Genomic DNA, 24,027 nt, shown 5'->3' with positions numbered 1-24,027 from the left:
TCACGTCCCCCGCGCGGTCGACCACGTCGAACACCGCCGCATAGCCCGCAAACGCCACCCCGCCCCGTTCGTCCCGAGTGGCCGTCGAGCCTGTCGAGACGGCGTATCGAGGGATCATTTCAGCCACGCCGCGAAGCCCAGCTTCACCGCCAGCCCCGCCAGCCCCGCCAGCATCAGCGCCACGAACAGCCGCGCGATCCACCCCGCGACCGCCTTCCACACCGACCGTTTCGCATCGCGCCACGCCGCCAGCAGCTCGCGCAGCTCGGCCACGTCACCCCGCGCGCGCTCGTCGCTCAGCCCCAGCCGCGCCAGCGCGCGCGTCGCGCCCAGCTCGCCCGCCTCCTCCGCGATCGCGCGCAGCGTGACGAGGTCCGCCCCCCGCTCCGCCCCCTGCGCCATCAGCTGCGCCAGCACATGCCCATCCATCACGCCCCCTCCTTCACATCGAGCATCGCGCGCTTCTCCGCATCGCTCAGGAACGTCGCCGCGCTGACCATCCCCCACAGCCGCTCGCGGTCCTCGACCAGCGCCGGCACCCGGTCGAGATCCACCCGCAGCGCCGCCCCCTCGAACCAGCCCGACAGCCCTTGCGCGATCCCCGTCAGCACGCTCGTCGCCAGCGGCAGGATCGCCAGCCGCCACAGCGCCCGGTTCGCCTCGCGGTAATTGGCGTAGCTGTTATCCCCCGGCAGCCCGAGCAGCATCGGCGGCACCCCGAACGCCAGCGCGATCTCGCGCGCCGCCGCGCCCCGCGTCCCCGCAAAATCCATGTCCGCGGGCGTCAGGCTCAGCGCCTGCCATTTCAGCCCGCCCTCGAGCAGCATCGGCCGCCCCGCATTCCCGCTCCCCGCAAACGACGCCTCCAGCTCGCTTTTGAGCCGCGCGAACTGGTCCGCCGACAAGGCCGACCCGTCCCCCGGATCATAGACCAAGGCCCCCGAGGGCCGCGCCGCATTGTCGAGCAGCGCCGTGTTCCACCGCGCCGCCGCATTGTGGATCCCGACCGCAGCGGCGGCGGCGCCCAGGCACCCCAGCCCGTAATGATCGTCGACCGGATGAAACGCCTTCAGGTGGATCACCTGCGGCCGCACCGGATCCGCCGACAGCCGCGTCACCCGCGCGCCGACCGCATAGCGATACGCCGCCGGCCACCCGCCCGCATCCGCCTCGACGCTCACCCGCTCGGGCCGCAGTGCGTACAGCTCGGCCGCGCCGCCATCGGCATCGCGCAGCACCTGGACATAGGCATTGCCGTGGAGCAGCAGTTGCGCCGCCACCGTCTCGATCAGCATCTGCCCCCCCGACCGCGCGGTGACGAGCGCGACGAGCGCCGGATCCGACCCGTCGAGCGGCGCCGACCCGACGCCTTCGACGACCAGCTTCACCGCCCGCTGCGCCACCGCATTCCCCAGATACGCCTCGCGCACCTGCGCCTCATACCCCCGCGCCCCCGCGACACCGCCCGCGGCCCAGTGGCTGCTTCTTCCGGTTCAGGAAGAAGCGAAATGCATCGCGCTCGCCGCTTACAGTTGCAGGGACAGCCTCGGCTTCAGGTGGCGAACCACCCTCACCGCGTTCCCTATTAAGCCCCTTCCGGGGCACCGACGCGATCATGCCGCCCTGCTCGGATCGAACAGGTCAGCGGCGCCGGTTTATCTTGACGAAGACCATCGGGCAATCGGTCGGAGCGGCCATCACAGAGGTCAGAAGGGAAGTCGGTGCCCCTTAACGAATGGCGGTAACCGGGAAGGAGCGAATACGTCGCTAATGTCCGGCTATCGGGCCATGCGGGCTTAAAGTCGTTTCTCGAGCCATAAGCCACGCGTCGGACTGGCGCCCCTTAGCAGCTGATTCTGCTTCCCCTGTCGAACTCTCACCCCGCGCGATTGGAGAACAGGCGGAGCAGTCGCCCGCCGGGTCCGTCTTCCAGCAGCCATAGCGCCCCGTCCGGGCCGGCCATGACCGCGCGGATCCGCGCGTCCATGGCCCACCGCTCCGCTTCGCTGGGGACTGCGCCGTCGAACGCGATGCGGATCAGCGCTTCCGACGCCAGTCCACCGACAAAAGCGGAGCCGCGCCACTGGGGAAACATCGTGCCGTCATAGAAGGTGAGCCCGGCCGGCGCGATGATCGGGCTCCAGTACAGCGCGGGCTGCTGGAATTTCGTCTTGCCGGCGGGCGAGGCGATCGGCGTGTCGTCGTAATTCTTGCCGTAGGATACGATCGGCCAGCCATAGTTCCTGCCGGGCTCGATCAGGTTCAGCTCGTCGCCGCCCTGCGGCCCCATCTCGGTCGACCAAAGGCGACCCTTGGCATCGAACGCCAGCCCGTAGGGGTTGCGATGACCCGTCGTCCAGGTCTCCGCCCGGGTCAGGTTCGGGCCGGGTATCGTGACCTGGCGCACCGGCGCGGTGGCCGCGGAACCGGTATTCTCCGGCGGATCGATGATACCGATAGTGCTAGCGCCAACCTTGCCCGCGGCGGGATTGCCGGGCGCCGGCGTGCCATCCAGCGTCAGCCGCAGGATCTTGCCGAGCGCCTGATCGGGGTCCTGCGCGGGGGTGAAACGCTGGCGTTCGCCGGAGGTGAGGAAAAGATAGCGGCCGTCGGGCGAGAATGCGATGTAGCCGCCGAACTGCCCGCCCTTGCCGCGGGGCAGTTGCCGCCACACAACCCGAAGGTCTCTCAGCACCGGTTGCGCCGCGCCGGGATCGAGCGTCGCGCGCGCCAGCGCCAGACCGTCGCCGCCCGCGCCGGGTTCGGCATAGGTGAGGTAGACGTGCCCGCTCTGCGCGAAGTCGGGCGCGGTGGCGACGAACAACAGACCGCCCTGTCCCTCGAAGTGGACGCGCGGCACGCCGCCAACCGGCGTCTTCACGCCCGCCGCGCTGACCAGCCACAGCCGGCCGGGCTTTTCGGTCACCAGCATCCTCTGGTCCGGCAGAAAGGCCAGCGCCCAGGGGGAGTCGAACGCGGCGACGGGATCGACCTTGAACGGCTTGGACGACGCGGGGGTCGCCGCGCCGTAGTTCACCGGTGGCGCGGGCGCCTGCGAGCCGGCCGGTGGTGCGGCGCGGTCCGTCGGTCCGCAGCCGATCAGCAGCGACAGCGCAGCCATGGACAGTCTAGGATAAGCAGGCACAGGCGATCCTCTCAATACAGGCGGCCGGTGTGTCGCAAACGCGATCGAGCGACCAGCCGATTATCGCGTCGAACGCGTGATGCGTCGGCGCTGGACGTCCGTCCACATTGCCGGGCTCGGATGGCATTTGCCCGGCGTCTCATTGGCTACTGCCACTCATTGGCTACTGCCACCGGTCCGCCGATGCCCGGCGTCGCGTGACGTGGGCGTGATGACCAGTAGCGAGACGCCCTGCCGCGGCAGATCGAACGCCAGCGTGGCGTCACCCCTGCGAGCCGTCAGGCGCGTCGGCGCGGCATCCATGGTCGTGAGTTCGGCGGCCTTCAGCAACGTGGCACGCTGTTCGTTCGTCGGGGCGAGCGGCGATCCCATGGCGCGCCATGCGGCGAAACTGTTCGAGTGGCTGGCGTCGATCCGGTAGTGGGTCAGTGTCGCGCCCTTGGCAAAGGCGCGCGGTAATTGGCGCAGCTGCAGTCGCACCGCCGCTTTCGGCCCCGGCAGATCGTCGTCATGATAGTGCCAGACGAGCACCGCAAGCTTATCGCCGTCGAGGCTGGCGACGCTGCCGACGTCCGCGGTGCCGCGCACGCCCTCGGTCATCACTGTGTCCAACGCGACTTGATGGTCGGACATGGCGGGGACGTAGCGACCCTTCATCTGCGCGAACATCTTGAACATGTTCATGACAGGCAGGTCGATGCCGTTCGAGGTGAGTTGGCGAAAGCCCGCGAACGGTGCCTGATCCTCGAACTCGAACGCCCATGACAGGATGCCCTCCAGATTGAGGTGATGGCGGTCGGCAAGCGCCAGCAGGCGGGGAAAGGATGCCGCGGTGTAGCTCGAGTACATGGTGCCGTTGCGGTACGCATTGACCGGCCCCTGACAGGCCGCGCAGCCTTCCGGATCGGATTCGCCGATTACGATGGGTTTGTCTCGGAATGCCGGGTTGGCGCTAATCGCTGTGAATTCATGCTCGGCGGCTTTGAGGTGGGTGTTCAGGCCCATGCGCACATGGCCGCCCTTCGCATCCTGGACCAGCTCGGGCTGGCCCTTGGCATGGAAGGACAGAAAGTCGGTCGGTGTGCGCTCCGCCTGTACGTGAGCCATGAATGCCGTCAGGAAGTCGTCACCGGCTCCGGCATTGTCCGGTCCTCCGACCCGCGCGCCGGGTAGCGCCCGCCGGACACCGCGCACCGCGGCATCGTGCAAACGGAAGAACTCCTCGCGCGTGCCGCCCCAGTAATATTGCGGCAGATTGGCCTCGTTCCAGGTCTGGAAATACCAGCTCGCGACGTCTTCGCGGCCATAGCGGTCGATGCAATGACGCACCCACTGGTAGATCAGGTCTTCCCAACGCCCGTAGTCGCGTGGTGGATAGGCCCAGCCGGTGCGCAACGCGCCGCTGCCAGGCCGCCAATCATGCTGATAGGGGACCGGCCTGGTCGACATTGCCTCGGGCATGAAGCCGAGCTCGACATAGGGTTTGACGCCGCGCGCACGGTACGTGTCGAAAATCCGGTCTACCACAGTCCAGTCGTAGACCGGGCGGCCGCTCGCATCTTCCGAATAGATACCAGTGGACCCCCATTTTAGTGCTGGGGTGCCATCGCCCGAGGTCAAAAGGTTATGGGTGCGGAAATACACGTGGTCGGGCGCGAGTTTACCCAAGGTCGCCAGCGTGGTTCGTCCGTCCTTCATCGTCGCATAGTTTGGCTCGTCAGCGCCGAAGAAGCGCCACACAGGTTTCACGGGTCGTTCGGGACGACCGGCATCGACCTCTATGACCACGGAAAACGCGTCGGCAGCCGGGGTCGGGTCGGCTCTTGCGGGAGCGAGAACGGCGATCGTCGCAAAACCGATCATCATCAACCGTATCATGATGTCGTCACCTGCTCCGCCGGAGACGAACACCGTGCAGACGATGTCGTCTTTGACCACGCTCGCAGCGCGACGGCGGACATCATGACCCGAACCGGAAATTCGAATGGACAGCGGATCTCACGCGGGTTGCTGAAGTCCGGCAATGCCAGTTCGTGAGTGGAGACTGCGGATCGCAGCGCAGGATGGTCAATCCGATCGAGCGGTACCATCTGCAGTTCACTTCGTCCCTCGTGGCGAAAGCCAGCCGCTGTCGGCCAGCCAGTCTTGCAGGCGATCAGGCCAGTGCAGGATCGATATCCGATCCGACTCGTCGAGGTTGAACGCATGGCCGCTGTCCGCATACATGTGCAACTCAGCCGACACGCCGCTCTTCCTCAGCTGTTCGTAGAGCGCGACGGTGGGTGCTGCACAGCAGGGATCGCGGCTTCCGGCGACCAGGAAGGCCGGCGGCGCGTTCTTGACGGCGGTGGCTGGGATGCCACGCGGTCCGGGGAAGACAAGCACCTGGAAATCAGGGCGTGCGGATTGTTTGTCGACGGCATCGAGGGCGCTGCGCCGAGCCGGCTCTGGATTGTCCGCGATCAGCGACACGAGTTCGCCTCCGGCTGAAAAGCCCATCGCACCGACGCGCTTCGGGTCGATGCCATAGTCGGTGGCATGCGCGCGAACCCAGCGCAACGCGCGCCGCGCATCGTCCGCCGCATCGCCCTCGACCGAGTATTTCGATCCAGGCTCGTTCGCGAGCCGGTATTTGAGGACAAACGCGGTGACGCCCATGCGATTCAGTGCGGTCGCGACCTTGGTGCCTTCATTGGTCCACACGAGCAGTTTGTGGCCGCCACCAGGCATGATCACCATCGCCGCCCCGTTGCGGTGCGCAGGCGCGGCGGGGAAGGCGATCAGCGATGGATCATGAATGTTGCGAACCCAATAATCGCGCGCGATCTCGGCCTCGCCGTGGTGCGAAGCCGATCCCGGCGCGCCGTTGGGCCAGAGCTTAATCACGGTGTAGTGCGGCGGTTGCTCGGGCGCGGGATCCTGCGCCCCGAGCGGAACGGCCGCCAGCAGCGCAACTGCCATGAGCACGGCCCGTTTCACTTGGCTTGTACCATTGCGGCCACTGCTGCGCGCGCGGTCAGGATGGAAGCCGGGCGTGCGCTTGCTCCTGCAAGATTACCCGTATCACTGACGGCCGGGCTCGTCTGCGCCGCGGTGGCGATACGAGCCATGACATCGGTCTGCGCCAGCGCGAGGGAGATTGCGCAAATCGTCAAGCAGGAGAGGTACGAAAAAAGGGGCCGAACCCATCGAGGGGTGGCTTTCAAGCGGGATCCGTATCCCATGGTCGCTCTCCCGATCTTATCGTTCTTATTTAAGGATATCGATAGCGCTACCATAGTCCAACGATTTTTAGCATGTTCTACATAGCAAGAACTGAGCTGCGTCCTATGCTGCCATTCTCTCGCGCTTGCCGGAGCTTGGATACCAAATCTCCGACGGGATAAACGCGTGACTATTCGTCTCAGCAAGGCTCCAGGCGTAATCGGCAAAATGTTCTGCGCGCATAAAATGCTGTTCCTGCTCAACCGGGTTGGTACTTTTTCTGCACGCATCCCGCGCCGCTGCTTCCTCTGAAAGCCATTGACTAATCTGGCGCTTTTCATTCAAAATAGATGACATGACAACTCCACAGCAACCATATGCGAGGCTGATCGTCGGAGTAACGCCTGATCTTAAGTTCTGGATCAAAGCAGGACCCAAGAATTATTTCAATATTTTTACAATTAATGTAACGGGATACCGTCTCTTCACCGAAGGTCATAGTCGCCATTTCGTCGTAACTCATTGCTTGACCTGATTAATCAAGGGCATCAGGTGATTGATACGGCGCGCGCTGCATGATCGAAGCATAGTAAATAGATTTTTCGGCTCGAGTTGCTCAAGGCAGCAGCGAAGGGTGAACCCGCTACGATAGGCGGCACCGCGACAATGGGCTGGCGCTGATCTTGAAGGATAATGATCGTCTAATTGCGGACATTTGGCATCGCGGCCATGGACACGGCGGGGGGTGGCGCCAAGGCCTGCTGGCGGACCCGGGCTGTCTGCTTTTTACTGACGCGGATGGTCGGCCAGGCGACAATGGTAGCCGCAACGCTCCGTCGTCGCCCAAGGCCATCGTCGCGCGGACACACTTTCAACAGGACAATTGCGTCGGAATAGCACGCTGTTAAGATCGTGCGAAACAACAGTTAAATGGGGGAAGAGATGCGGGTCGTTCTGGCAACCATATTGGCACTAATGGGCGTCGCGCCAGCGAACGCGGTGATCGTAACGCGCGCATACTCGCTGACGGCGAGCAACTTTCAAAACTTCAACGGCACGCCGTCGCCGATCACGGCCTTGAGCGCGGCATTTCAGCTGACTTATGACGATAGCATGAGCGGCTTTGTCGGTGCGCCGACCAGTTTCAGCAGCATCACCAATGGTGTGCCCAATGCCGGGCCATTCGCGGCGGCGCCGATCTTTGGCTATTTTCCGGCAGCAGGTCCGATGGCGACCTTCCCCCGCCTGGGCGTGGGCGGCGCGCTTAACGGCGGCAACACGCTGTTGAACCGCACCGACGATTTCTATTTCACGTTCGATGCCAGCGCTGCTGGTCCGACCCGTGCGATGCTGAGCTTCACCGCCGCAGGCAATGCGACGCCGTTCATCGCGACCGATGCCATCGTCACACCCGTTGCCGTCGTGGCAGCGGTTCCCGAACCTGCCACCTGGGCCATGTTCATCGTTGGCTTCGGTCTGCTCGGCGGTGTCATGCGTCGCCGCCAGCGCGCGAATGTCCGCTTCGCCTGACGGCACTGCAGGGGTGACAAGTACGGGTCGGGTGACGAGACCTTATAACCGTGCTTTAATCTGGGCGCACAACACGGAGATCTTGTGTGCGATACGCGATAAGCAAATTGGCAGGCGCGCTTTGCATGGCCGGCATGGGGGCCGCGGGCTTCTGCCAGACCGGCTCGGTCGCAACAAACGCCGTGCCCGGATCGAACCCGATCATCCGCGACAAGTTCACCGCGGATCCCGCGCCGATGGTCGTTGGCGACCGGTTGTATCTGTATGTCGGACATGACCAAGCGCAACGGGACGAAATGTTCAACATGCGAGAATGGCTCGTTTATTCGACCACGGACATGACGCATTGGCAGGATCATGGGCCGATCATGAAGGTCAGTGATTTCCGTTGGGCCAAGCAGGATGCATGGGCATCACAGACGATCGCGAAGAACGGGAAATACTGGTTTTATGCTGCGGTGGAGCATGATGCTACACACCCGGGAAAGGCGATCGCAGTGGCGGTGGCGGACACGCCGACCGGGCCGTTCGTTGATGCGAAGGGCGCAGCGCTCATTACCAACCAAATGACCCCAAAGGGTACGCATAGTTGGGAGGATATCGACCCGACCGTTTATACGGACGAGACGGGCACGACTTGGATCGCGTGGGGTAACCGGCAGGCGTATATCGCCAAGCTGAAGGCTAACATGATCGAGATCGATGGTCCGATCACTGAGATTACGCCACCGAATTTCGAGGAAGGGCCGTGGCTGCACAAGCGCGGTGCGCTCTGGTATCTCACATATGCCTCGCTCAATCGATCTAAGCACCGGGACGAACGCGTGTCCTATGCGACAGCGACCAGCCCGCGCGGGCCATGGAAATATCACGGCGAGCTGACCGGATCCGGCAAGTACAGTTTCACTATCCATCCCGGTATCGTCGACTTCAAGGGGCAGTCCTACTTGTTTCTGCACAATGCTATGCTCGCAATCGGCGACATGAGTGGAGCAATTGGTCGGCGTGCGGTGACCGTGGAGCGGCTGTTCTACAACCCGGATGGAACAATGGGGCCGGTTGTTCAGACACAGGCAGGTGTCTCGTTGCCGGCGCCACGCTGAACGACCTCGACCTCTTGAAACGCCTGAATGCCCTGATTTGGGTCTAGACGTGCCCTGACTTGTCACCCGCATGCCGCGCCCGAAATAGGCTTCGTCCTTCCGTGAAGAAAACGACACCCAGAACTGCAACGCCGATCGCGAGATAACCGAGGGCCAGCGGATAGGTTGTTCCGTCATAGGCCTGCCCGATAATGGAGCCGACGACCACCGCACCGACACTGGTGATAAAGCCTTGTATCGAGGACGCCGTACCGGCGATGTGCCCTACCGGTTCCATCGCCATGGCACCGAAGTTCGACCCGCACAGGCCTATGCAGGTCATGCTGAGTGCCTGGAACAGCATGTACGTCTCCAGCGATTCCCGTCCGACGCCGATCACGACGAGGTGAAGCAGTGACAGCGCGATCAGGGCGAGCAAGGCGGACTGGGAGATGAGCCGGGTGCCAAGCCGCTCGACGAGGCGGCTGTTGGCAAAGGATGCACAGCCCATTGAGAAGGCGCAGACGGCGAACAGCATCGTGAAGCGTTCACCGGCATGGAACTCATCGACGAAGATCTGCTGGGCGGAAGAGACGAAGGCGATGATGCCGCCAAACGTCATCGACGCCGCCACGGCATAGCCGGCGGAGAAGCGGTTCGTCAGCGTCAACCGGTAGGCGCGGCCGAGCGAAGCCCGCGACAAGGGAGAACGACGTTCCACCGGCAGGGATTCTTGCAGGCGGAGCGCGGACCAGGTAAGGACGACGGCCGCAAAGGTCGCCAGCGCGTAGAAGATGAAGCGCCAGGGCCCGAAGGCCAGCAGGACCTGGCCGAGGCTGGGCGCCATGATCGGTACCAGGAAGAAGATCATCTGGGCGACCGAGAGCGTGCGCGCCATCTGGCGACCCGAATAGCGGTCCCGCACGATCGCGACCGCAAGTACACGGGTCGATGCCGACATGAGGCCCTGGAGCACGCGCGCGCCGAGAAGGGCGGGGAACGTCTGCGACCCTGCGGCGAAGATGCTGGCTGCGACGAAGCCGGCAAGGGTGACAAGCAGGATCGGCCTGCGGCCATATCTGTCCGCTAGAGGCCCGTAGACGAGCTGTCCCGCACCGAAGCCCAGCATGTAGACCGTGATGATCCACTGTCGGTGGTTGGCCGTCGTGATGGCAAGCTGATGGCCGATGTCGGCGAGCGCAGGCAGCATCAGGTCCACGCCCAAGGCGTTGACCGCCATCAGCGCGGCGACGAACGCGACAAACTCACCGGGACTCATGGAGGAGGAAGTCTGCTTATCGATCATCGCCGCCATCTAGGTCGACAATCTGCTGGTGACCATGCCTGCCGGCACGCACAAACGTCGGCTCACGAGAGGTGAATTATGGGGAGATTGGCTTTTTGACCCGCAGACAGCGTTCGATCAATCACGGGCAAATCTCGTTCGCCGGCAGTGACCGTAGGCTGCCTGAACAAGCGTTTGAAGTTGCAGAGCACCAAGGACACGCTGAACGTCCTAATTGTAAGTCTTGCCGGAAGCCGTAAGCCAGGAGCGTGTTCGCCAAGTAAAGGGCCTGTGCAGCTAAACTCTGTCCGATGGCTCAAACGTCCATTTGGCAGAAAACATTGCTAGCAGAAGATCGACGTAGCTCCAGCCCTTGGCTCGGGCGGCGATTGCCGAGAGGCAATCCTGATCTTCGCGCCCCGGGCGGCCCGGCCCCGTCATGTTGGGTTTCATGTTAAGGTCGAACAATTTGAACGTACCATGGCGATCGGCCCGGCAGTCTATTCGGATTGTGGTGCGGGCGTCGACCAGCGCGGCTGCCGATACGCAGCTGTCGATCATGGCCGCGATCGCGGGATTGCGGAGCTGCTCGGGGCTGATTGCGATGCTGTTGGCGGTAACCGGAACGTCGCCGTTATACGGTGCTACTCCGCCGCGCTGATCGAAGCGGTATACGGGCGGCAAGGCCCAGTGCGTCGATGCCCGCGAACCGTCTGAACGCGGAGACGCGGGCGGCATGACGGTGACGGTCATCTCGTCACCGCCAAGAAACTCCTCCACCATCAGCATGTCGCCGAAGGTGGCTGCCTCGATCAACGCAGCCGCGGCAGCGCGCAAGTCGCCGAGGCTTTCCACCAGGGTTACGCCCTGGCTGCCACGTCCGCGCACCGGCTTGACGATCATCGGAAAGGACATGCCGCGGGAAGTACACGCGTCTTCTACGTCCGCTAGCGCACAGACATTCTCCTTGCCCGTGCCGGACAACAGAAACGATCGCGCTACCGGCAGGCCAGCCCCGGCTAGGAGGTGGTTGGTCTCGAACTTGTCGTCGAACGCCTGCATCGCCGCGGGAAGCTGCCCGACGATGTCGAAGTTGACCATTGCCGTCTCGAGCGGATGCCCTTCGAACAAGACCGTGTTCGCCCACAGGACCGATGCGCCGGCTGCGCCTGCGCTACGGATGCCCTCGGCCGTGTCCGGGAATACCCAGTCGAGCGCCTTGGAGGGGTCTGGCAAACAGGTGGGCGTGACCACAGTCACGCCTGCCGTCCGCAATGCAAAAGCGATATCCGCGCCGCCATCTGAATATCCGCCCGGTTTTGCGTCCTTTCGCAATCCGTCGATCAACGGTGGCGGAAGCGCTTGGTAGAGAATGGCGACCGGCGCTGTTTTCATGAATGATCTCCTGCGCGTTGCGCACTAGCCCGGAGCTGCACGCCAGAGCAAATGGCTGCAGTACTTGCTGTGGCGTGCGAGCCGGTCGCTCTCATCGGCTGCCGGCCCACTTCCCTGTCCGGCCACGACGTTCATGACGGACTATTGGACGCCAAAAACGGTCAGCGCGGAGCTGAAGGAGTGTCTGAGGTTGGGAAGCGGGGGAGGGGCGAGAATGGCGGATTACGCGACAAATTCGCGAGTGATCGATCTCTCCCAACGCGATCCATTTAGTCGTTCGAACCAAGGTCGCCTGAGACGAACCTTCGCGAACCGATTTAGGCCAAACCATCATGCTCGAGTGTGAAATCGGATTTCACACTCGAGCATGATGGCGCTGCAATGACCTAATCGACGACATGGTCAAATGACCGAGCCGTCCACCTTCACCGCTGTCGACCTGTTGCGCCTTCCGGCGCCGACGATCGGCGAGACCCTCAATCTAGATACATTATACGGCCAGCTACAGGCGCTCTTGCCGACATCCGATGGGCCAGCCGAATCCGAGTCCGTCGTCAAATTGCTCAAGTTCGCCGCCTATCGCAAGATGCTCCCGCCCGCCCGCGTGAACGCCGCTGCTCGCGCCGTCATGCCAGCCTGCGCAATCGGTGCCGATCTCGACAACCTTGCCGCACTCATGAGCGCCAAGCTCCTGCTCATCACCCCAGGAAACATGCATGCGAATGCGCCTCCGGTCTGTGCAGGCGACGCGGAATTCCGGCGCTGCCAGCACCGCGCCCTAGAGGGCTATTCGGGTACCCGCCCCGAGGGCGCGTATATCTTCCAAGCGCTGTCCGCTGCCTTTGACCTGCTCGACGCTAGCGCGACCATTCCGACGGCAGGCGAGGTCCGGATCACCGTCCTGTCGCGGGTCCGCAAAAGCACGGGAGCGCCGACACTGCTCAACACGGTGCTCGCCTATGTCACAGCTGAAACGAGCCGTCCGCTCACCGATCAGTCCGTTCAGACCGCGCGACCTGCAGTCCCCGCGTCAATCACGACCGTTGCTCGCTGCGATGGATCGCCTGCACACTCGTTGCAGCGTCAACCGCGATCATTGGCTTGGTTGAGACCGCAGCGGTGTGGGCGCCGATCGCCGGCCTGGATGCCCCGTTCCCGCCCACCCGTGCAGATCCGCGACCGCATCGCCGCACTGTACGACGTCGAATATCGCAAGGAAGCAGCATGAAGAACGTCGCTCAGGCGAAGCAGGCCGGCCACGCCAGCGCAGGCGGCCGCTTCATGCGCATCGATGACGTGATCGCGAGTACGGGCCTAAGCCGCTCGACGATCTACCGGATGATTGCGAACGAGGAATTCCCGCCTCAGCATCTGCTGACGAAGCGCTGCATCGGCTGGTGGCAATCGGACGTAGATTCTTGGCTGCGTGCGCGCATGGCCACGATTTCCATTCACGAGCGAGCCAATATATAGGGGGCACGGAAGGGGGCACCCGATGAGAGTACAATCAAGAAAAAGCAACCTTTACAGGTATATAGAATGACCAGCACAGTAGCAGCCCTGTCCACCAAAGCTTTGCGGTATCACCGCCCAAGCTTTGGTCCTTCGCCGGTAGCAAGGCCAGGCGCGAACCTCACAACCTTCAGATCTGTGCCGGGATGTCGTGCGGACATTGTGCGCGAAAACGCGTCCCGCGACGGCATTCGGCGCGCTTCAAACAGGGATGCCTAACCGCGGAATTGCGGTTAATGTAGGTCTATGTCTGCCAGCCGCATTGATCTCCTGACCGAAGCGCAACGGGCCTGTCTTCGACTGGTCCTGACGCATCACAATTCGAAGGAGATCGCAGCGCTGCTCGGCGTGTCGCCGTCGGCGATCGACAAGCGGATCGAACGCGCGGTTCAGATGCTGGGTGCGGGGTCGCGGTTCGAGGCTGCGCGGCTGTTGCAACGGCACGAAACCGCCGGGGATTTCGATGTGCCCGCAGAGCCCCGCGTCACGCCCTCCGCCACGCCCGCGCCCCGCGCCGCGAACGACAGGACGGAGGACGGGACGTCGCCAATGCCGTCGTCCGACCTGCTGGTCGCGACGTATGATCGGCTCCCATCCGAACCAATCGACGTAGCGCGCGCGCCGTCGCATCCGCCACAGGTCGGCCAGGACGATCCATGGGGGCTCGTCCGCCGCTTCATGGGGATGACGCCCGGAGGCGGACCGGAGGGAGCGGCGCGGAACCGCCTGTCCAAGGGGGACAGGCTGATCCGGCTGGTCGGGCTCATGGCGTTGCTGGCGATCACCACGGTGGCGCTGGTGACAATGACGATGACCATGACGAGCCTGTTCAGGCAGGTTCGCGGCAGCGCCGCCTCTCCCCGGGTTGAGCATTCGTCGCGCTGGGGTGGGAAATTCGACATGTTGAAGGAACGTCGTCAGGCAACCGACAGGGTTACCGCGGACTTTCTGAAGGCAGAGGCAGCGGTCGACCAGGCCGCGTCGCTCGCTGCTTCCTGCGTCGCGACCTTGTTGCAGCAGCGTGCGGCGGCAAGATTGCCGGTCGCGACCGGGATCGCCGCGCTGCAACTCGTCGCGGATGCATCGTCCGATCTGATCAAGGCCCGCCAGCGCTTCGTCGACGCGCACCGGGCGCTGGTCGCGGTACGCAGCGAAATCGGCCTCGGTGCCTTTTATGCCTATGGTGACGAGGGCGAGTGTCCGCCCAACGAAGGGGCTTTGCGCGACGATGCGCGACTGCACCTCGTCGTTGCCGCCTGACGACGCGGCCGGTGGATCGCTTGACCCGATAACGTGGACCGCGTCTGGATCTTCAACGCGCTGCAACTGGCGGCGACCGGCTATGCATTCTGGCGTGGCGGTGCCCCCGAGCGGCTGACCGGGCTTGCCCTGCTGCTCGCGGCACTGGCCACGCGGATGTTTCACCAGCTTGGCGCAGGCGAGTTCGTCGACGTCGAGATCGGTATCATGACCGTCGACATCGTCCTGCTCGGCGTGATGATCGCCATCACGCTGCACGCCGATCGGTTCTGGCCGGCCTGGGTCACCGCGCTCCATGCACTGGGGACCGGGGCGCATCTGGCCCGGGCGATCAACCCCGACGTGATCCGGCTCGCTTATGCGGTCCTGTCGGTCATGTGGAGCTACCCCATCGTCCTGCTGCTCGCCGTCGGAACGATGCGGCATGCCAGACGGGTCCGGTCGCGAGGCTGGGATCTCGACTGGAGCCGCCAGGACCCGACCCTTCCTTAGCCCTGCATCTGAGGCTTTAAATGTCTTATGCCATTCCTTTCATGCGACTCTTGAACGGCGCACGGCCCGGGCCGGCTCTTGCACCCGCCGCCGTCGATCCCGCCCGCCTGGTGAGCGCTGCCAAGCATCTGTACGAACTGCGTCGCCAGCGCGACGCGGCATTCGGTGCGGACCTGTTCTCCGAACCCGCCTGGGACATGCTGCTCGACCTGTTCATCTCGCATCACGAGGGGCGTCAGCTCAGCGTGTCCGCGGTGTGCATCGGCGCGCGGGCGCCCTCGGCGACGGCGCTGCGCTACCTTGCGATCCTGCAGGAGGCGGGTCTCGTCCTGCGGACCCGCGACAAGAATGACGGTCGACGATCGCATATCCAGCTGTCGGTCGTCGGGCGTCAGCGGATGAGCGATCTGCTCGCGGGTCTGGTGGATTGCTGATCCTCATGCCGGCCGGGTGACCGGTCGAGCTTGACGGACGAACGAACAAGATGCCTGCGGCCGGCGCCGACCGGGCGTCTTCGCGGCCGCTGCCGCACGGCTCGATCCGGCGCGCATGGCGGGCCCCGATCCGGCCATCCGCCATCCAAAGCTTGAAAAATTGCGCCTGCGATGGCATGTAAGTCTCGGATACCCGTCAATTTTACTGGTTTGCGGGCCTCCCAATAAATTCCGGCAAATGGGCGAGGACTTTGAGCAACGGTTGTGCTCGGTCGATCGCTTCTTTGCGTCTTTCGGCCGATCCTGCGCAGCCCATCCATCATCCGGCGATGCGCCCTTAGCCGTCTCCGCCCCTCGGGGGCCGGGATCGGGGGCGGGCAGGCGGTAACGAAAAAGGCATCATAGTGCGAATTGGATCGAACGACGACACGCGGACCGCCGAGCAGTCAGGCGACGCTCCGGCGGCCGGCACGGGCGTAACGCGCCGCAATCTTCTAGGCTCGGCGATCGTTGCGGGCGTCGCGGGGTCCTCCGCCATGGTCCCCCTGTCGTCGGCGCAGGCCGCGACGACGGAACGCTCGGTCGACGTGCTGCTGATCGGCGGCGGCATCATGAGCGCGACGCTCGCCGTGTTGCTGCGCCAGCTCGAGCCGAGCTGGACGATCGAGCTGGTCGAGCGGCTCGACAAGGTCGCCGAAGAGAGCTCGGGCGGCTGGAACAACGCGGGCACCGGCCATTCGGCGCTGTGCGAACTCAACTACACGCCGGTCAACGCGGCCGACGGCCGTGTCGAGATCGCCAAGGCGGTCGAGATCAACGAGCAGTTCCAGGTCACGCGCCAGTTTCTCAGCCACCAGGTCAAGGCCGGCATGCTCGGCGCACCGCGGACGTTCATCAACTCTACTCCGCACATGAACCTCGTCTGGGGCGACGCAAATGTCGCCTTCCTGCGCAAGCGCTGGGAAGCTCTGAGCGCCAGCCCGCTCTTCTCCGGCATGGAATTCTCCACCGACCGCGCCCAGATCGCCAAATGGGTGCCGCTGATGATGCAGGGCCGCGACGCGTCGCTGCCGCTTGCAGCGACCCGCTCGCCGCTCGGCACGGATTGCGACTGGGGTGCGGTGACTCGGCAATATATCGCCGCGCTCGACAAGCAGGCGAACTTCACGCTGACGACGGGGCATGAGGTCCGGTCGCTCGAGCGCAACGCCAAGGGCGGCTGGGAAGTCACCGCGCGCGACATGAAGACCGACGACAAGCAGGTCATCAATGCGCGCTTCGTCTTTGCCGGCGCGGGTGGCGGCGCACTGCCGATCCTGCAGAAGTCGGGCATCCCCGAGGCGGACGATTATGCCGGCTTCCCGGTCGGCGGCTCCTTCCTGGTCGCGGACAAGCCGGAGATCACGCATCGCCATCTCGCCAAGGTCTACGGCAAGGCCGCGGTCGGCTCACCGCCCATGTCGGTCCCGCATCTCGACACCCGCTATCTCGACGGCAAGCAGGCGCTGCTGTTTGGACCGTTCGCGACCTTCTCGACCAAGTTCCTGAAGCAGGGGTCCTATTTCGATCTGCCTGCATCGGTGACGATCGACAATTTCCGGCCGATGGTCGCAGTCGGCTGGGACGATTTCGCGCTGGTCGAATATCTCGCGGGGCAGCTGATCATGTCGGATGCCGACCGGATGGAGGCGCTGCGCGAATATTTCCCCGGCGCCAAGGACGGCGACTGGCGCTTGTGGCAGGCGGGCCAGCGCGTGCAGATCATCAAGCGCGACCCTGAAAAGGGCGGGGTGCTCAAGCTGGGCACCGAGATCGTCGCGTCGAAGGACGGCTCGATCGCGGCGCTGCTCGGCGCGTCGCCCGGTGCGTCTACCGCGCCGTCGATCATGCTCGACCTGCTCAAGAAGGTGTTTCCGAACCGGCTGTCGACCGCCGGCTGGCAGGCCAAGATCCGCGAGATCGTCCCGAGCTACGGCATCAAGCTCAATGAGCATCCCGAACTGCTCGCCGATCACTGGGGCAATACCGCCGAGACGCTGCAACTCGCCATCGCCTCGCCGGCGGTCCACGTCGCGACCAAGCCCCGGCCCGCCGCGATGCGCGTCAAGCCGGACCGCAGCCCCGACCTCGCCCTCTGACCTCTGTCCTCGATCGCGCCCTCCCCGGCATTGCCGGGGAGACCGTCGGGCGACGGACGATATGGCGGGGCTGCGCTTGTCGTAGCGGAGTTCGTCGCTTCGTCGAGACGCCGATGCTCGCCGGTCTGGGGGCTCAGCTGCTCCTCCAGCGCCGTGTCGTCCCGGTCCGCTAAACCGAAACGGCCGACGGCGCGGGGTGACACTCGGCCTCGGCACTCAGAAAGGCCCTCCACGCATCGACAAAGGTCGGCATCGAGAACGCGTCGAGACGCGCCTCGAGATCGACCCGCCGTGCCGCGATCTGGTCCGGGCGGAGTTCGGCAAGCTGTATCATCCCCGCGGCGATGGCCTCGACGGAGTGCGGATCCACCGCGATCGCGCTTGGTCCCGCGACCTCTTCGAGGACGCTGTCGGCGCTGATCAGCGGCACCAGTCCGTTACGCATCGCTTCTGCGACGGGGACGCCAAATCCTTCGAGAAGGCTCACCAGCACGAACCCCCGCGCATGCGCATAGAGCCAGCGCAACTGCTCGTCCGAGACATAGGGCAGGAGGATGACGCCGGGGGTTTGCTCGGCCTCGGCGATGACGGCCTCGGATCCCGGCTCGCGACTGCCGCAGATGACATAGTGATAGCCCGCATCGGCGAGGCCCGCATGCGCGAATGCGCGGATGCTGGCCAGCTGGTTCTTGCGGCGCCCGATGCTGCCCACGGTCAGCAGAAACAGGCCTTCGACGCCGTCCACGGCGTGTTGCGCGCCACCCGCCACGCCGGTGCGGATCGGTGGATAGATCACGGTGGCGGGGGACCCGGTGCCATAGAGCCGCTGAAATGCTGTCCGCGATGCCTGGCTGACAAAGGCCATGCGGGGCTGGCGTTCGGCGATGCGTGCATAGACCCGCTCGTAGAGCGCGGTGACGGACGGGGCGAAGAGTTCGGGATGCGTCAGGGGGCCGAGATCGTGGCACAGCACGGCATCATGCGACGTGACGTGCCAGCCCAGCACGGTCATCGGATCGAGATGAAGGACCGCGCGTCGGCTCCGCTGTCGCGGCAGCCGCTTGGGATACCGGGCTCTGAGGCGATCCTCTTCGGCCCATAATCGACCGATGACTTTGCGGGACAAGGCATTGATGCCGACCCTTTCGGCAAGTCTCCATATCTTCACGCTGCGAAATACCTCCGGGAGCGTGTCGATAATGTCCCTGCCGATAAAATACTTTCCAGTTCGATTATGAAGTGAAAGGGTGAAGTCGACGTCCCATCGTTGAAAATGCTTGCTAATAGTATTTCATCCAAAATCGATCAACAATTTAGATAAAATAATTAACAGCAATATACAGATCGGTCACGTCGAAACCTGAAACAAGTCCTCAATTTGAACCAATCCGAAGACAAGGGGTCGTGTTATCTAAGGCGCAGTATTAGTTAAGCCAGAAGTAATTACTTGTGGTGGCGCGTCTTACGCCATCATTAGCCGATGACCGGGTCATGCCCGTCGGGACTGGCTGACAAGATTGGAAACGATGGAGCGGGTAACGGGAATCGAACCCGTGTATTCAGCTTGGAAGGCTGCTGTACTACCATTGTACTATACCCGCGAAGCCGGCGTTGCCGCGGCCTGCGCCCCCGCTCTGACCGTCGCGAAGGCGAGACGGGTGGCAGAAGGTGTAGGGTCGCGATAGCGCGGGTCGTGGGGTGGTGCAAGCCGGGGCAGGATGGTTCATGGTTTGCTGACGAAAATCGGCTACCCCTGGCGCCATGTCCGACGCGCCCGTGCTTCCCGAGACGACGAGCCTGACCCTGCAGCGCCGCCGCGCCGCGGATCCGCGCCCCGCGTCCGCGGTCAGTCACGGCGCCGGGCTGGCGGGGCTGGCGGGCGTGCTCGGCTGGGTGGCGTGCGCGCGCGGCTGGGGAATGGACGGGCCCTATGCCGCGCTGGTCAACCTGCTCGCCTGCGCGGTCCCGATGATCCTGTGGTCGGTGCTGGTCGACAAGGTCCATCGCCGGCCGAGCACCGGGCTGGACTGGTCGCGGCCCCGGCCATGGCGCGAGACGATCGACGTCAGCCTGACAAAGCTCGCCGCCTTCTGGGTGACCTGGGCGGGGATCGCGGTGATCTATGGCACCGGGCGATTCTATTGGGAGGGAAATTTCGCCTTTGCGATGTGGTGCTTCACCAACGCCGCGCCGATCCTCGTCCTCGTGTCGATCCCCTATGTCCTTTGGCTCGACCGCTATCTGGTCGCGCCGAAGGACGGCGCGTGGTCGCTCGGGGCATGGCTGACCGGGCAGCCGGGGGTCGACCGTGCTGCGCTTCACAACCACCTGCGCAGCTGGGGAGTGAAGGCGTTCTTCTTGGCCTTCATGCTCGCGATCGTGCCGGGCGGGTTCGGCGAGTTCATCCGCGGCGACACAAGCGCGATCCTGCGCGACCCTGTCGCGCTCGCCAGGTGGCTGATCACCTTCATGTTCCTGATCGACGTCGCCTTTGCGACGGTCGGCTATGTCCTGACGCTGCGACCGCTCGATTCGCATATCCGCAGCGCCAATCCGTTTGCGGCGGCGTGGATGGCGGCGTTGATGTGCTATCCGCCGATCATCCTGATGAGTGACGGCGGGCCGATGGACTATCACCCGGGCACGCAGGAATGGGACGTCTGGTTCCAGTATCACCCCGTCCTGCTGGTGCTGATCGGCGCGGTGCTGGTCGCGCTGACCGCGATCTATGCGTGGGCGACGATGGCGTTCGGCCTGCGATTCTCGAATCTCACCAACCGCGGGATCCTGACGCACGGGCCCTATGCCTGGTCCCGGCACCCCGCCTATCTGTCGAAAAACCTGTTCTGGTGGCTGTCGACGATCCCCGTGCTGACGACGGGGACGCCGATCGACGCGGTGCGCGCGACCCTGCTGCTCACGGCGGTCAGCGGGGTCTATTACTGGCGTGCGCGGACCGAGGAGCGGCATCTGGGCCTCGACCCCGATTACCGCGCCTATAGCGACTGGATGGCGCGCAACGGACCGGTACCGCGCCTCCTGGCGTGGGTGGCCGGGTCGCGCCGCGCGTCAGGCGCCTAGAAGCTTTCCACGCCGTAAACCTTGGCGATATCGCCGCCCCAGGCGCCGTTATACTTGTCGAGCAGCAGCTCGGCGGGGACCTTGCCCGAACGGACGATCTCGCGCAGCGGATCGAGGAAGCCGGTCTCGTTGTCGCCCGCCTTGTTCAGCCGCGCGCGCGACGACAGGCCGGCACCCGCGATATCAAGCACCTGTGCAGCGATGTCGCGCAACTGGCCGCCACCTGCGATCGGCGCATTCAGCCCGAGCTTGGGCACCGAATCGCGCAATGACTGGCGTTCGTCGATCGTCCAGTCCTTGACCAGATCCCATGCCGCATCGAGCGCACCCTGATCGTAGAGCAGCCCGACCCAGAGCGCGGGCAGCGCGCAGATCCGGTTCCACGGTCCGCCATCGGCGCCGCGCATCTCGAGGAAGGTCTTCAGCCGCACCTCGGGAAAGGCGGTCGAGAGATGATCGGTCCAGTCGTCGAGCGTCGGCTTTTCGCCGGGCAGGACGCTGAGCTCGCCCTTCAGGAAGTCGCGGAAGCTGAGCCCCGCCGCGTCGATATATTTGCCGTCGCGGTAGACGAAGTACATCGGCACATCGAGCGCATAGTCGGTGTAGCGGTCATAGCCGAAGCCGTCCTCGAACACGAAGGGCAGCATGCCGGTGCGGTGCGGGTCGGTGTCGGACCAGATATGGCTGCGATAGGACAGCATGCCGTTGGGCTTGCCCTCGGTGAACGGCGAATTGGCGAACAGCGCGGTCGCGAGCGGCTGAAGCGCGAGGCCGACGCGGAATTTCTTCACCATGTCGGCTTCCGATGCGTAATCCAGGTTCACCTGGATCGTGCAGGTCCGCAGCATCATGTCGAGCCCCATGCTGCCGACGCGCGGCATGTGCCGCAGCATGATCGCATAGCGCCCCTTGGGCATGATCGGCAGCTCGGCGCGGGTCTTGTCGGGCCACATGCCCAGGCCGAGGAAGCCGATGCCGAGCTTCTCGCCCGCGGCCTTGACCTGTTCGAGATGGCGGCCGGTCTCGGCGCAGGTTTCATGGAGGGTCTCGAGCGGCGCGCCCGAGAGTTCGAACTGGCCCGCGGGCTCGAGGCTGATGCTCCCGTCCGCACCGGTCATCGCGATGACGTTCTCGGTACCGTCGGGGCCGCGCTCGAACACGGGGGCCCAGCCATATTGCTCGAGGTCGCCGAGCAGCGCGCGGATGCCGCCCGCCTCGGTGTACGAAGGCGCGCGATGGTCGTCCTTCGCATACACGAATTTCTCGTGCTCGGTGCCGATCCGCCAGCGGTCCTTGGGCTTTTCACCGCGCGCGAAGCTGGCGATCAACTGGTCGCGCGACTCGATCGTCGGGCTGGTCTTTGCAGGGGCGGTCTTGCTCGTCATCGCCGCGCCTTACGCGGCGATGAACGAGGGTGCTAGAGGGGATTCGGACCGGTCGGTAGCAATGTCACGCGACGGGTGACGGGACGGGCGGTTCGGCCGCCCAATCGCCCGCTGCGGCCATCCACAGCGCGACCGCCGCCGCCGCTGCGGTTTCCGCGCGGAGGATGCGCGGGCCGAGGCCAATGCCGACCGCCTGCGGGTGCGCGCGAATCGCCACACGCTCGTCGGCGTCGAAACCGCCTTCGGGGCCGATCAGGATCGCCGCGGGACCGGCATGCGCGTGCATTGCCGCGAGCGCGGGCGCGCCGCCCGTCTCGTCCGCAAAGAACAGCGTGCGATCGGCGGGCCAGTCGCGGAGCAAAGCTGCGAGCTTCACCGGTTCGGCGACCTGCGGCAGCGCGGTGCGCCCGCATTGCTCGGCCGCCTCGATCATGTGCGTGCGCAGACGGTCGGTATTGGGCTTGTCGACCACGGTGCGGCGCGTGACGACCGGGACGAGCCGGTCGACGCCGAGCTCGCACGCCTTCTCCGCCAACCAGTCGACCCGGCCCTTCTTGATAGGCGCGGCACAGAGCCACAGATCGGGCACCGCCTCGCGTTCGCGGAGCCGTTCGGTCACGTCGAGGACGAGGTCGCGCTTGCCGACGCTGGCCGCGGTGGCGAGCCATTCGCCGGTGCGGTCGTCGAACAGCTTGACCGGGTCGCCGATCTTCAGCCGCATGACGCCCGCGAGATAATGCGCGGCGGGGCCGTCGACCGGGAGTGGACCGGAGCTTAGCGGCGTGTCGACGAACAGCCGCGGCGTGGATTGCGGCGGCCAGGCTGGGGTTGCAGGCATTGCGGGGGCCTAGCAAATCCCGCCGCATGCGGGGAGGGCGTTTCGCTCGTTCGCGATCCTCCGCCGTCCGGAGGATTGGTTAGCGGCGGTTCCAGAGTTTGCGGGCGACGATCCACACGATGATCGCGACCGCGATGCCGAGGATCAGCGCGCCCGCGACCGCGCCGGCGACGCGGAAGATGCCCCAGAAGAGCGCCTCGACGAAACGGCCGACCGCGACCGACAGGCCGATCATGCAAAGGGGCTCGAACGCGACACTGACGCTATCCTAGCCGCTGCGGGCTTGCGCGCCAAACGCCGTCTTCCTACGCCCCGCGTCATGCAGACCACACCGAGCCCGTTGGACATCGTCCCCGACAGCGAACATCGCGGCCTGGTCGCGCGGCTGCCGCCGACGCTGCGCGGGCTGGCGCTGCTCGCGCGGTTCGACCGGCCGATCGGCTGGTGGCTGTTGTTCTGGCCCGGCGCCTGGGGGATCGCGCTGGCGGGCGGGGCGTGGGCGCGCTGGGATCTGATCGCGTGGTTCCTGCTCGGCAGCATCGCGATGCGCGGCGCAGGCTGCGTGTTCAACGACATCGTCGATCGCGATCTCGACGCGCAGGTCGCGCGGACGCGCGCGAGACCGATCCCGAGCGGGCTCGTCTCGTTGCGGCTGGCGTGGATCTGGCTCGGCGTGCTGGCGCTCGTCGGGCTGGTCGTGCTGCTGCAGCTGACGCCGCTCGCCGCGATCGTCGCGCTGGCGAGCCTCGCGCCGGTCGCCGCCTATCCGTTCATGAAGCGCATCACCTGGTGGCCGCAGGCATGGCTCGGGCTGGTGTTCAGCTGGGCGTTGCTGGTCGGGTGGAGCGACATCGCCGGCGCGCTGACGTTGCCGATGTGGCTGCTCTATGCGGGGTCGATCGCCTGGGTGATCGGCTATGACACGATCTATGCGCTGCAGGACCGCGAGGACGATGCGATGATCGGCGTCCGGTCGTCAGCGCTGCGCATGGGGCGGCATGTAAAGGCGGGGGTCGGGATTTTCTATGCGATCGCGGTCGGGTTCTGGGCGGCGGCGTTCTGGACGATGCGGCCCGATCCGCTTGCGATCGCCGCGCTGGCGCCCGCCGCGCTGCATCTGGGGTGGCAGGTCGTCACGCTGCACGCGGACGACGGCGCCGGCGCGCTCGCCCGATTCCGCGCCAACCGCTTCACGGGGTTGCTGATCTTCCTTGCCTGCGTGGTTGTCGGCACGAGCCTGTGACCC

At 64.9% G+C, this 24,027-nt stretch carries 21 protein-coding genes, 1 tRNA gene and 1 pseudogene; 10 read left to right on the top strand and 13 right to left on the bottom strand.

The genetic code is table 11. The features are described 5' to 3' along the window. Positions 1 to 114 precede the first annotated feature (114 nt). The 6 genes and pseudogenes from GV027_RS13750 to GV027_RS13725 all read right to left on the bottom strand — a co-directional run bounded on the left by GV027_RS13750 (position 115) and on the right by GV027_RS13725 (position 6,706). Entirely contained in the window at positions 115 to 429 is a 315-nt protein-coding gene (locus GV027_RS13750; protein ID WP_201302685.1) for a DUF6127 family protein, read from the bottom strand. Then, positions 429 to 1,448 (bottom strand): annotated as a pseudogene (locus GV027_RS13745) (phage portal protein); the annotation flags it as partial. The pseudogene GV027_RS13745 and the gene GV027_RS13750, both read right to left, overlap by 1 nt. Positions 1,449 to 1,876: 428 nt before the next feature. Next, on the bottom strand, positions 1,877 to 3,121 hold the full coding sequence (locus tag GV027_RS13740; RefSeq protein ID WP_159512213.1) for a PQQ-dependent sugar dehydrogenase: 1,245 nt from the start codon (positions 3,119 to 3,121) through the stop codon (positions 1,877 to 1,879). A gap of 180 nt (positions 3,122 to 3,301) precedes the next feature. Further along, positions 3,302 to 5,083: a GH39 family glycosyl hydrolase gene (locus GV027_RS13735; protein WP_236559221.1), complete on the bottom strand. Its 1,782-nt coding sequence runs from the start codon at positions 5,081 to 5,083 to the stop codon at positions 3,302 to 3,304. Between the two features lie 159 nt (positions 5,084 to 5,242). Continuing rightward, a complete protein-coding gene (locus GV027_RS13730) occupies positions 5,243 to 6,106 on the bottom strand; it encodes an alpha/beta hydrolase (protein WP_107045535.1) in 864 nt (287 codons plus the stop codon). Positions 6,107 to 6,472: 366 nt separating this feature from the next. Next, entirely contained in the window at positions 6,473 to 6,706 is a 234-nt protein-coding gene (locus tag GV027_RS13725; RefSeq protein WP_159512212.1) for a hypothetical protein, read from the bottom strand. Positions 6,707 to 7,291: 585 nt separating this feature from the next. On the opposite strand from GV027_RS13725, the gene GV027_RS13720 reads away from it, so the two are divergent. Next, the gene (locus GV027_RS13720) at positions 7,292 to 7,879 is read left to right on the top strand and encodes a PEPxxWA-CTERM sorting domain-containing protein (protein ID WP_031393126.1); all 588 of its coding nucleotides are present in this window, start codon (positions 7,292 to 7,294) and stop codon (positions 7,877 to 7,879) included. Positions 7,880 to 8,004: 125 nt separating this feature from the next. Further along, entirely contained in the window at positions 8,005 to 8,982 is a 978-nt protein-coding gene (locus GV027_RS13715; RefSeq protein ID WP_051916219.1) for a glycoside hydrolase family 43 protein, read from the top strand. A 43-nt stretch (positions 8,983 to 9,025) separates the two neighbouring features. On the opposite strand, the gene GV027_RS13710 is transcribed toward GV027_RS13715, so the two are convergent. After that, positions 9,026 to 10,267: a multidrug effflux MFS transporter gene (locus GV027_RS13710; protein WP_236559220.1), complete on the bottom strand. Its 1,242-nt coding sequence runs from the start codon at positions 10,265 to 10,267 to the stop codon at positions 9,026 to 9,028. A gap of 276 nt (positions 10,268 to 10,543) precedes the next feature. Beyond that, positions 10,544 to 11,641, bottom strand: coding sequence for a biotin carboxylase (locus tag GV027_RS13705; RefSeq protein WP_159512211.1), 1,098 nt, complete (start codon positions 11,639 to 11,641; stop codon positions 10,544 to 10,546). 406 nt (positions 11,642 to 12,047) lie between these two features. Here GV027_RS13705 and GV027_RS13700 point away from each other — a divergent pair, with 406 nt between their 5' ends. From GV027_RS13700 to mqo, 6 genes are all read left to right on the top strand, one after another. Then, complete coding sequence (locus GV027_RS13700; RefSeq protein ID WP_159512210.1) at positions 12,048 to 12,869, top strand: baseplate assembly protein; 822 nt, start codon at positions 12,048 to 12,050, stop codon at positions 12,867 to 12,869. Continuing rightward, positions 12,866 to 13,114: a helix-turn-helix transcriptional regulator gene (locus tag GV027_RS13695; RefSeq protein ID WP_159512209.1), complete on the top strand. Its 249-nt coding sequence runs from the start codon at positions 12,866 to 12,868 to the stop codon at positions 13,112 to 13,114. The genes GV027_RS13700 and GV027_RS13695 overlap by 4 nt, the downstream gene beginning before the upstream one ends. 285 nt (positions 13,115 to 13,399) lie before the next feature. After that, on the top strand, positions 13,400 to 14,413 hold the full coding sequence (locus tag GV027_RS13690) for a sigma factor-like helix-turn-helix DNA-binding protein (RefSeq protein ID WP_159512208.1): 1,014 nt from the start codon (positions 13,400 to 13,402) through the stop codon (positions 14,411 to 14,413). Positions 14,414 to 14,446: 33 nt separating this feature from the next. Next, positions 14,447 to 14,905, top strand: coding sequence for a hypothetical protein (locus tag GV027_RS13685; RefSeq protein WP_042467030.1), 459 nt, complete (start codon positions 14,447 to 14,449; stop codon positions 14,903 to 14,905). Between the two features lie 41 nt (positions 14,906 to 14,946). Then, positions 14,947 to 15,339 (top strand): hypothetical protein, encoded by a 393-nt coding sequence (locus GV027_RS13680; protein WP_042467029.1) that lies wholly within the window; start codon positions 14,947 to 14,949, stop codon positions 15,337 to 15,339. A 404-nt stretch (positions 15,340 to 15,743) separates the two neighbouring features. Beyond that, positions 15,744 to 17,477 (top strand): malate dehydrogenase (quinone), encoded by a 1,734-nt coding sequence (gene mqo, locus GV027_RS13675; RefSeq protein WP_236559219.1) that lies wholly within the window; start codon positions 15,744 to 15,746, stop codon positions 17,475 to 17,477. Positions 17,478 to 17,646: 169 nt separating this feature from the next. Here the strand turns inward: mqo and GV027_RS13670 are convergent, their stop codons facing one another. Further along, the gene (locus GV027_RS13670) at positions 17,647 to 18,489 is read right to left on the bottom strand and encodes a glycosyltransferase family 4 protein (RefSeq protein WP_159512207.1); all 843 of its coding nucleotides are present in this window, start codon (positions 18,487 to 18,489) and stop codon (positions 17,647 to 17,649) included. 515 nt (positions 18,490 to 19,004) lie between these two features. Further along, positions 19,005 to 19,078, bottom strand: a tRNA-Gly gene (locus GV027_RS13665). Between the two features lie 160 nt (positions 19,079 to 19,238). On the opposite strand from GV027_RS13665, the gene GV027_RS13660 reads away from it, so the two are divergent. After that, complete coding sequence (locus tag GV027_RS13660; RefSeq protein ID WP_159512206.1) at positions 19,239 to 20,558, top strand: methyltransferase family protein; 1,320 nt, start codon at positions 19,239 to 19,241, stop codon at positions 20,556 to 20,558. On the opposite strand, the gene GV027_RS13655 is transcribed toward GV027_RS13660, so the two are convergent. From GV027_RS13655 to GV027_RS21280, 3 genes are all read right to left on the bottom strand, one after another. Continuing rightward, entirely contained in the window at positions 20,555 to 21,943 is a 1,389-nt protein-coding gene (locus tag GV027_RS13655) for a glutamate--cysteine ligase (protein ID WP_159512205.1), read from the bottom strand. The genes GV027_RS13660 and GV027_RS13655 overlap by 4 nt on opposite strands. Before the next feature lie 64 nt (positions 21,944 to 22,007). Beyond that, positions 22,008 to 22,781: a 16S rRNA (uracil(1498)-N(3))-methyltransferase gene (locus GV027_RS13650; RefSeq protein ID WP_159512204.1), complete on the bottom strand. Its 774-nt coding sequence runs from the start codon at positions 22,779 to 22,781 to the stop codon at positions 22,008 to 22,010. A 79-nt stretch (positions 22,782 to 22,860) separates the two neighbouring features. Beyond that, positions 22,861 to 23,016, bottom strand: a complete 156-nt coding sequence (locus GV027_RS21280) for a hypothetical protein (protein WP_166746254.1) — start codon at positions 23,014 to 23,016, stop codon at positions 22,861 to 22,863. Between the two features lie 84 nt (positions 23,017 to 23,100). On the opposite strand from GV027_RS21280, the gene ubiA reads away from it, so the two are divergent. Then, entirely contained in the window at positions 23,101 to 24,024 is a 924-nt protein-coding gene (gene ubiA, locus GV027_RS13645) for a 4-hydroxybenzoate octaprenyltransferase (protein WP_159512203.1), read from the top strand. Positions 24,025 to 24,027 lie beyond the last annotated feature (3 nt).

It is taken from the genome of Sphingomonas sp. T1, from assembly GCF_902506585.1.
In the GTDB taxonomy this organism is placed as follows: Bacteria; Pseudomonadota; Alphaproteobacteria; order Sphingomonadales; family Sphingomonadaceae; genus Sphingomonas; species Sphingomonas aerolata.
Note: the sequence above shows the minus strand (reverse complement) of the source record. Positions and strands in the feature narration are given on the sequence as shown.

What these genes read in the sequence shown, in the direction of transcription:
- GV027_RS13750 (WP_201302685.1), bottom strand. Translation starts at nt 429, where the DNA reads ATGGATGGGCATGTGCTGGCGCAGCTGATGGCGCAGGGGGCGGAGCGG.
- GV027_RS13740 (WP_159512213.1), bottom strand. Translation starts at nt 3,121, where the DNA reads ATGGCTGCGCTGTCGCTGCTGATCGGCTGCGGACCGACGGACCGCGCC.
- GV027_RS13730 (WP_107045535.1), bottom strand. Translation starts at nt 6,106, where the DNA reads ATGGCAGTTGCGCTGCTGGCGGCCGTTCCGCTCGGGGCGCAGGATCCC.
- GV027_RS13725 (WP_159512212.1), bottom strand. Translation starts at nt 6,706, where the DNA reads ATGTCATCTATTTTGAATGAAAAGCGCCAGATTAGTCAATGGCTTTCA.
- GV027_RS13720 (WP_031393126.1), top strand. Translation starts at nt 7,292, where the DNA reads ATGCGGGTCGTTCTGGCAACCATATTGGCACTAATGGGCGTCGCGCCA.
- GV027_RS13715 (WP_051916219.1), top strand. Translation starts at nt 8,005, where the DNA reads ATGGCCGGCATGGGGGCCGCGGGCTTCTGCCAGACCGGCTCGGTCGCA.
- GV027_RS13710 (WP_236559220.1), bottom strand. Translation starts at nt 10,267, where the DNA reads ATGATCGATAAGCAGACTTCCTCCTCCATGAGTCCCGGTGAGTTTGTC.
- GV027_RS13705 (WP_159512211.1), bottom strand. Translation starts at nt 11,641, where the DNA reads ATGAAAACAGCGCCGGTCGCCATTCTCTACCAAGCGCTTCCGCCACCG.
- GV027_RS13700 (WP_159512210.1), top strand. Translation starts at nt 12,048, where the DNA reads ATGACCGAGCCGTCCACCTTCACCGCTGTCGACCTGTTGCGCCTTCCG.
- GV027_RS13695 (WP_159512209.1), top strand. Translation starts at nt 12,866, where the DNA reads ATGAAGAACGTCGCTCAGGCGAAGCAGGCCGGCCACGCCAGCGCAGGC.
- GV027_RS13690 (WP_159512208.1), top strand. Translation starts at nt 13,400, where the DNA reads ATGTCTGCCAGCCGCATTGATCTCCTGACCGAAGCGCAACGGGCCTGT.
- GV027_RS13680 (WP_042467029.1), top strand. Translation starts at nt 14,947, where the DNA reads ATGCGACTCTTGAACGGCGCACGGCCCGGGCCGGCTCTTGCACCCGCC.
- GV027_RS13670 (WP_159512207.1), bottom strand. Translation starts at nt 18,489, where the DNA reads ATGACCGTGCTGGGCTGGCACGTCACGTCGCATGATGCCGTGCTGTGC.
- GV027_RS13660 (WP_159512206.1), top strand. Translation starts at nt 19,239, where the DNA reads ATGTCCGACGCGCCCGTGCTTCCCGAGACGACGAGCCTGACCCTGCAG.
- GV027_RS13655 (WP_159512205.1), bottom strand. Translation starts at nt 21,943, where the DNA reads ATGACGAGCAAGACCGCCCCTGCAAAGACCAGCCCGACGATCGAGTCG.
- GV027_RS13650 (WP_159512204.1), bottom strand. Translation starts at nt 22,781, where the DNA reads ATGCCTGCAACCCCAGCCTGGCCGCCGCAATCCACGCCGCGGCTGTTC.
- GV027_RS21280 (WP_166746254.1), bottom strand. Translation starts at nt 23,016, where the DNA reads ATGATCGGCCTGTCGGTCGCGGTCGGCCGTTTCGTCGAGGCGCTCTTC.
- ubiA (WP_159512203.1), top strand. Translation starts at nt 23,101, where the DNA reads ATGCAGACCACACCGAGCCCGTTGGACATCGTCCCCGACAGCGAACAT.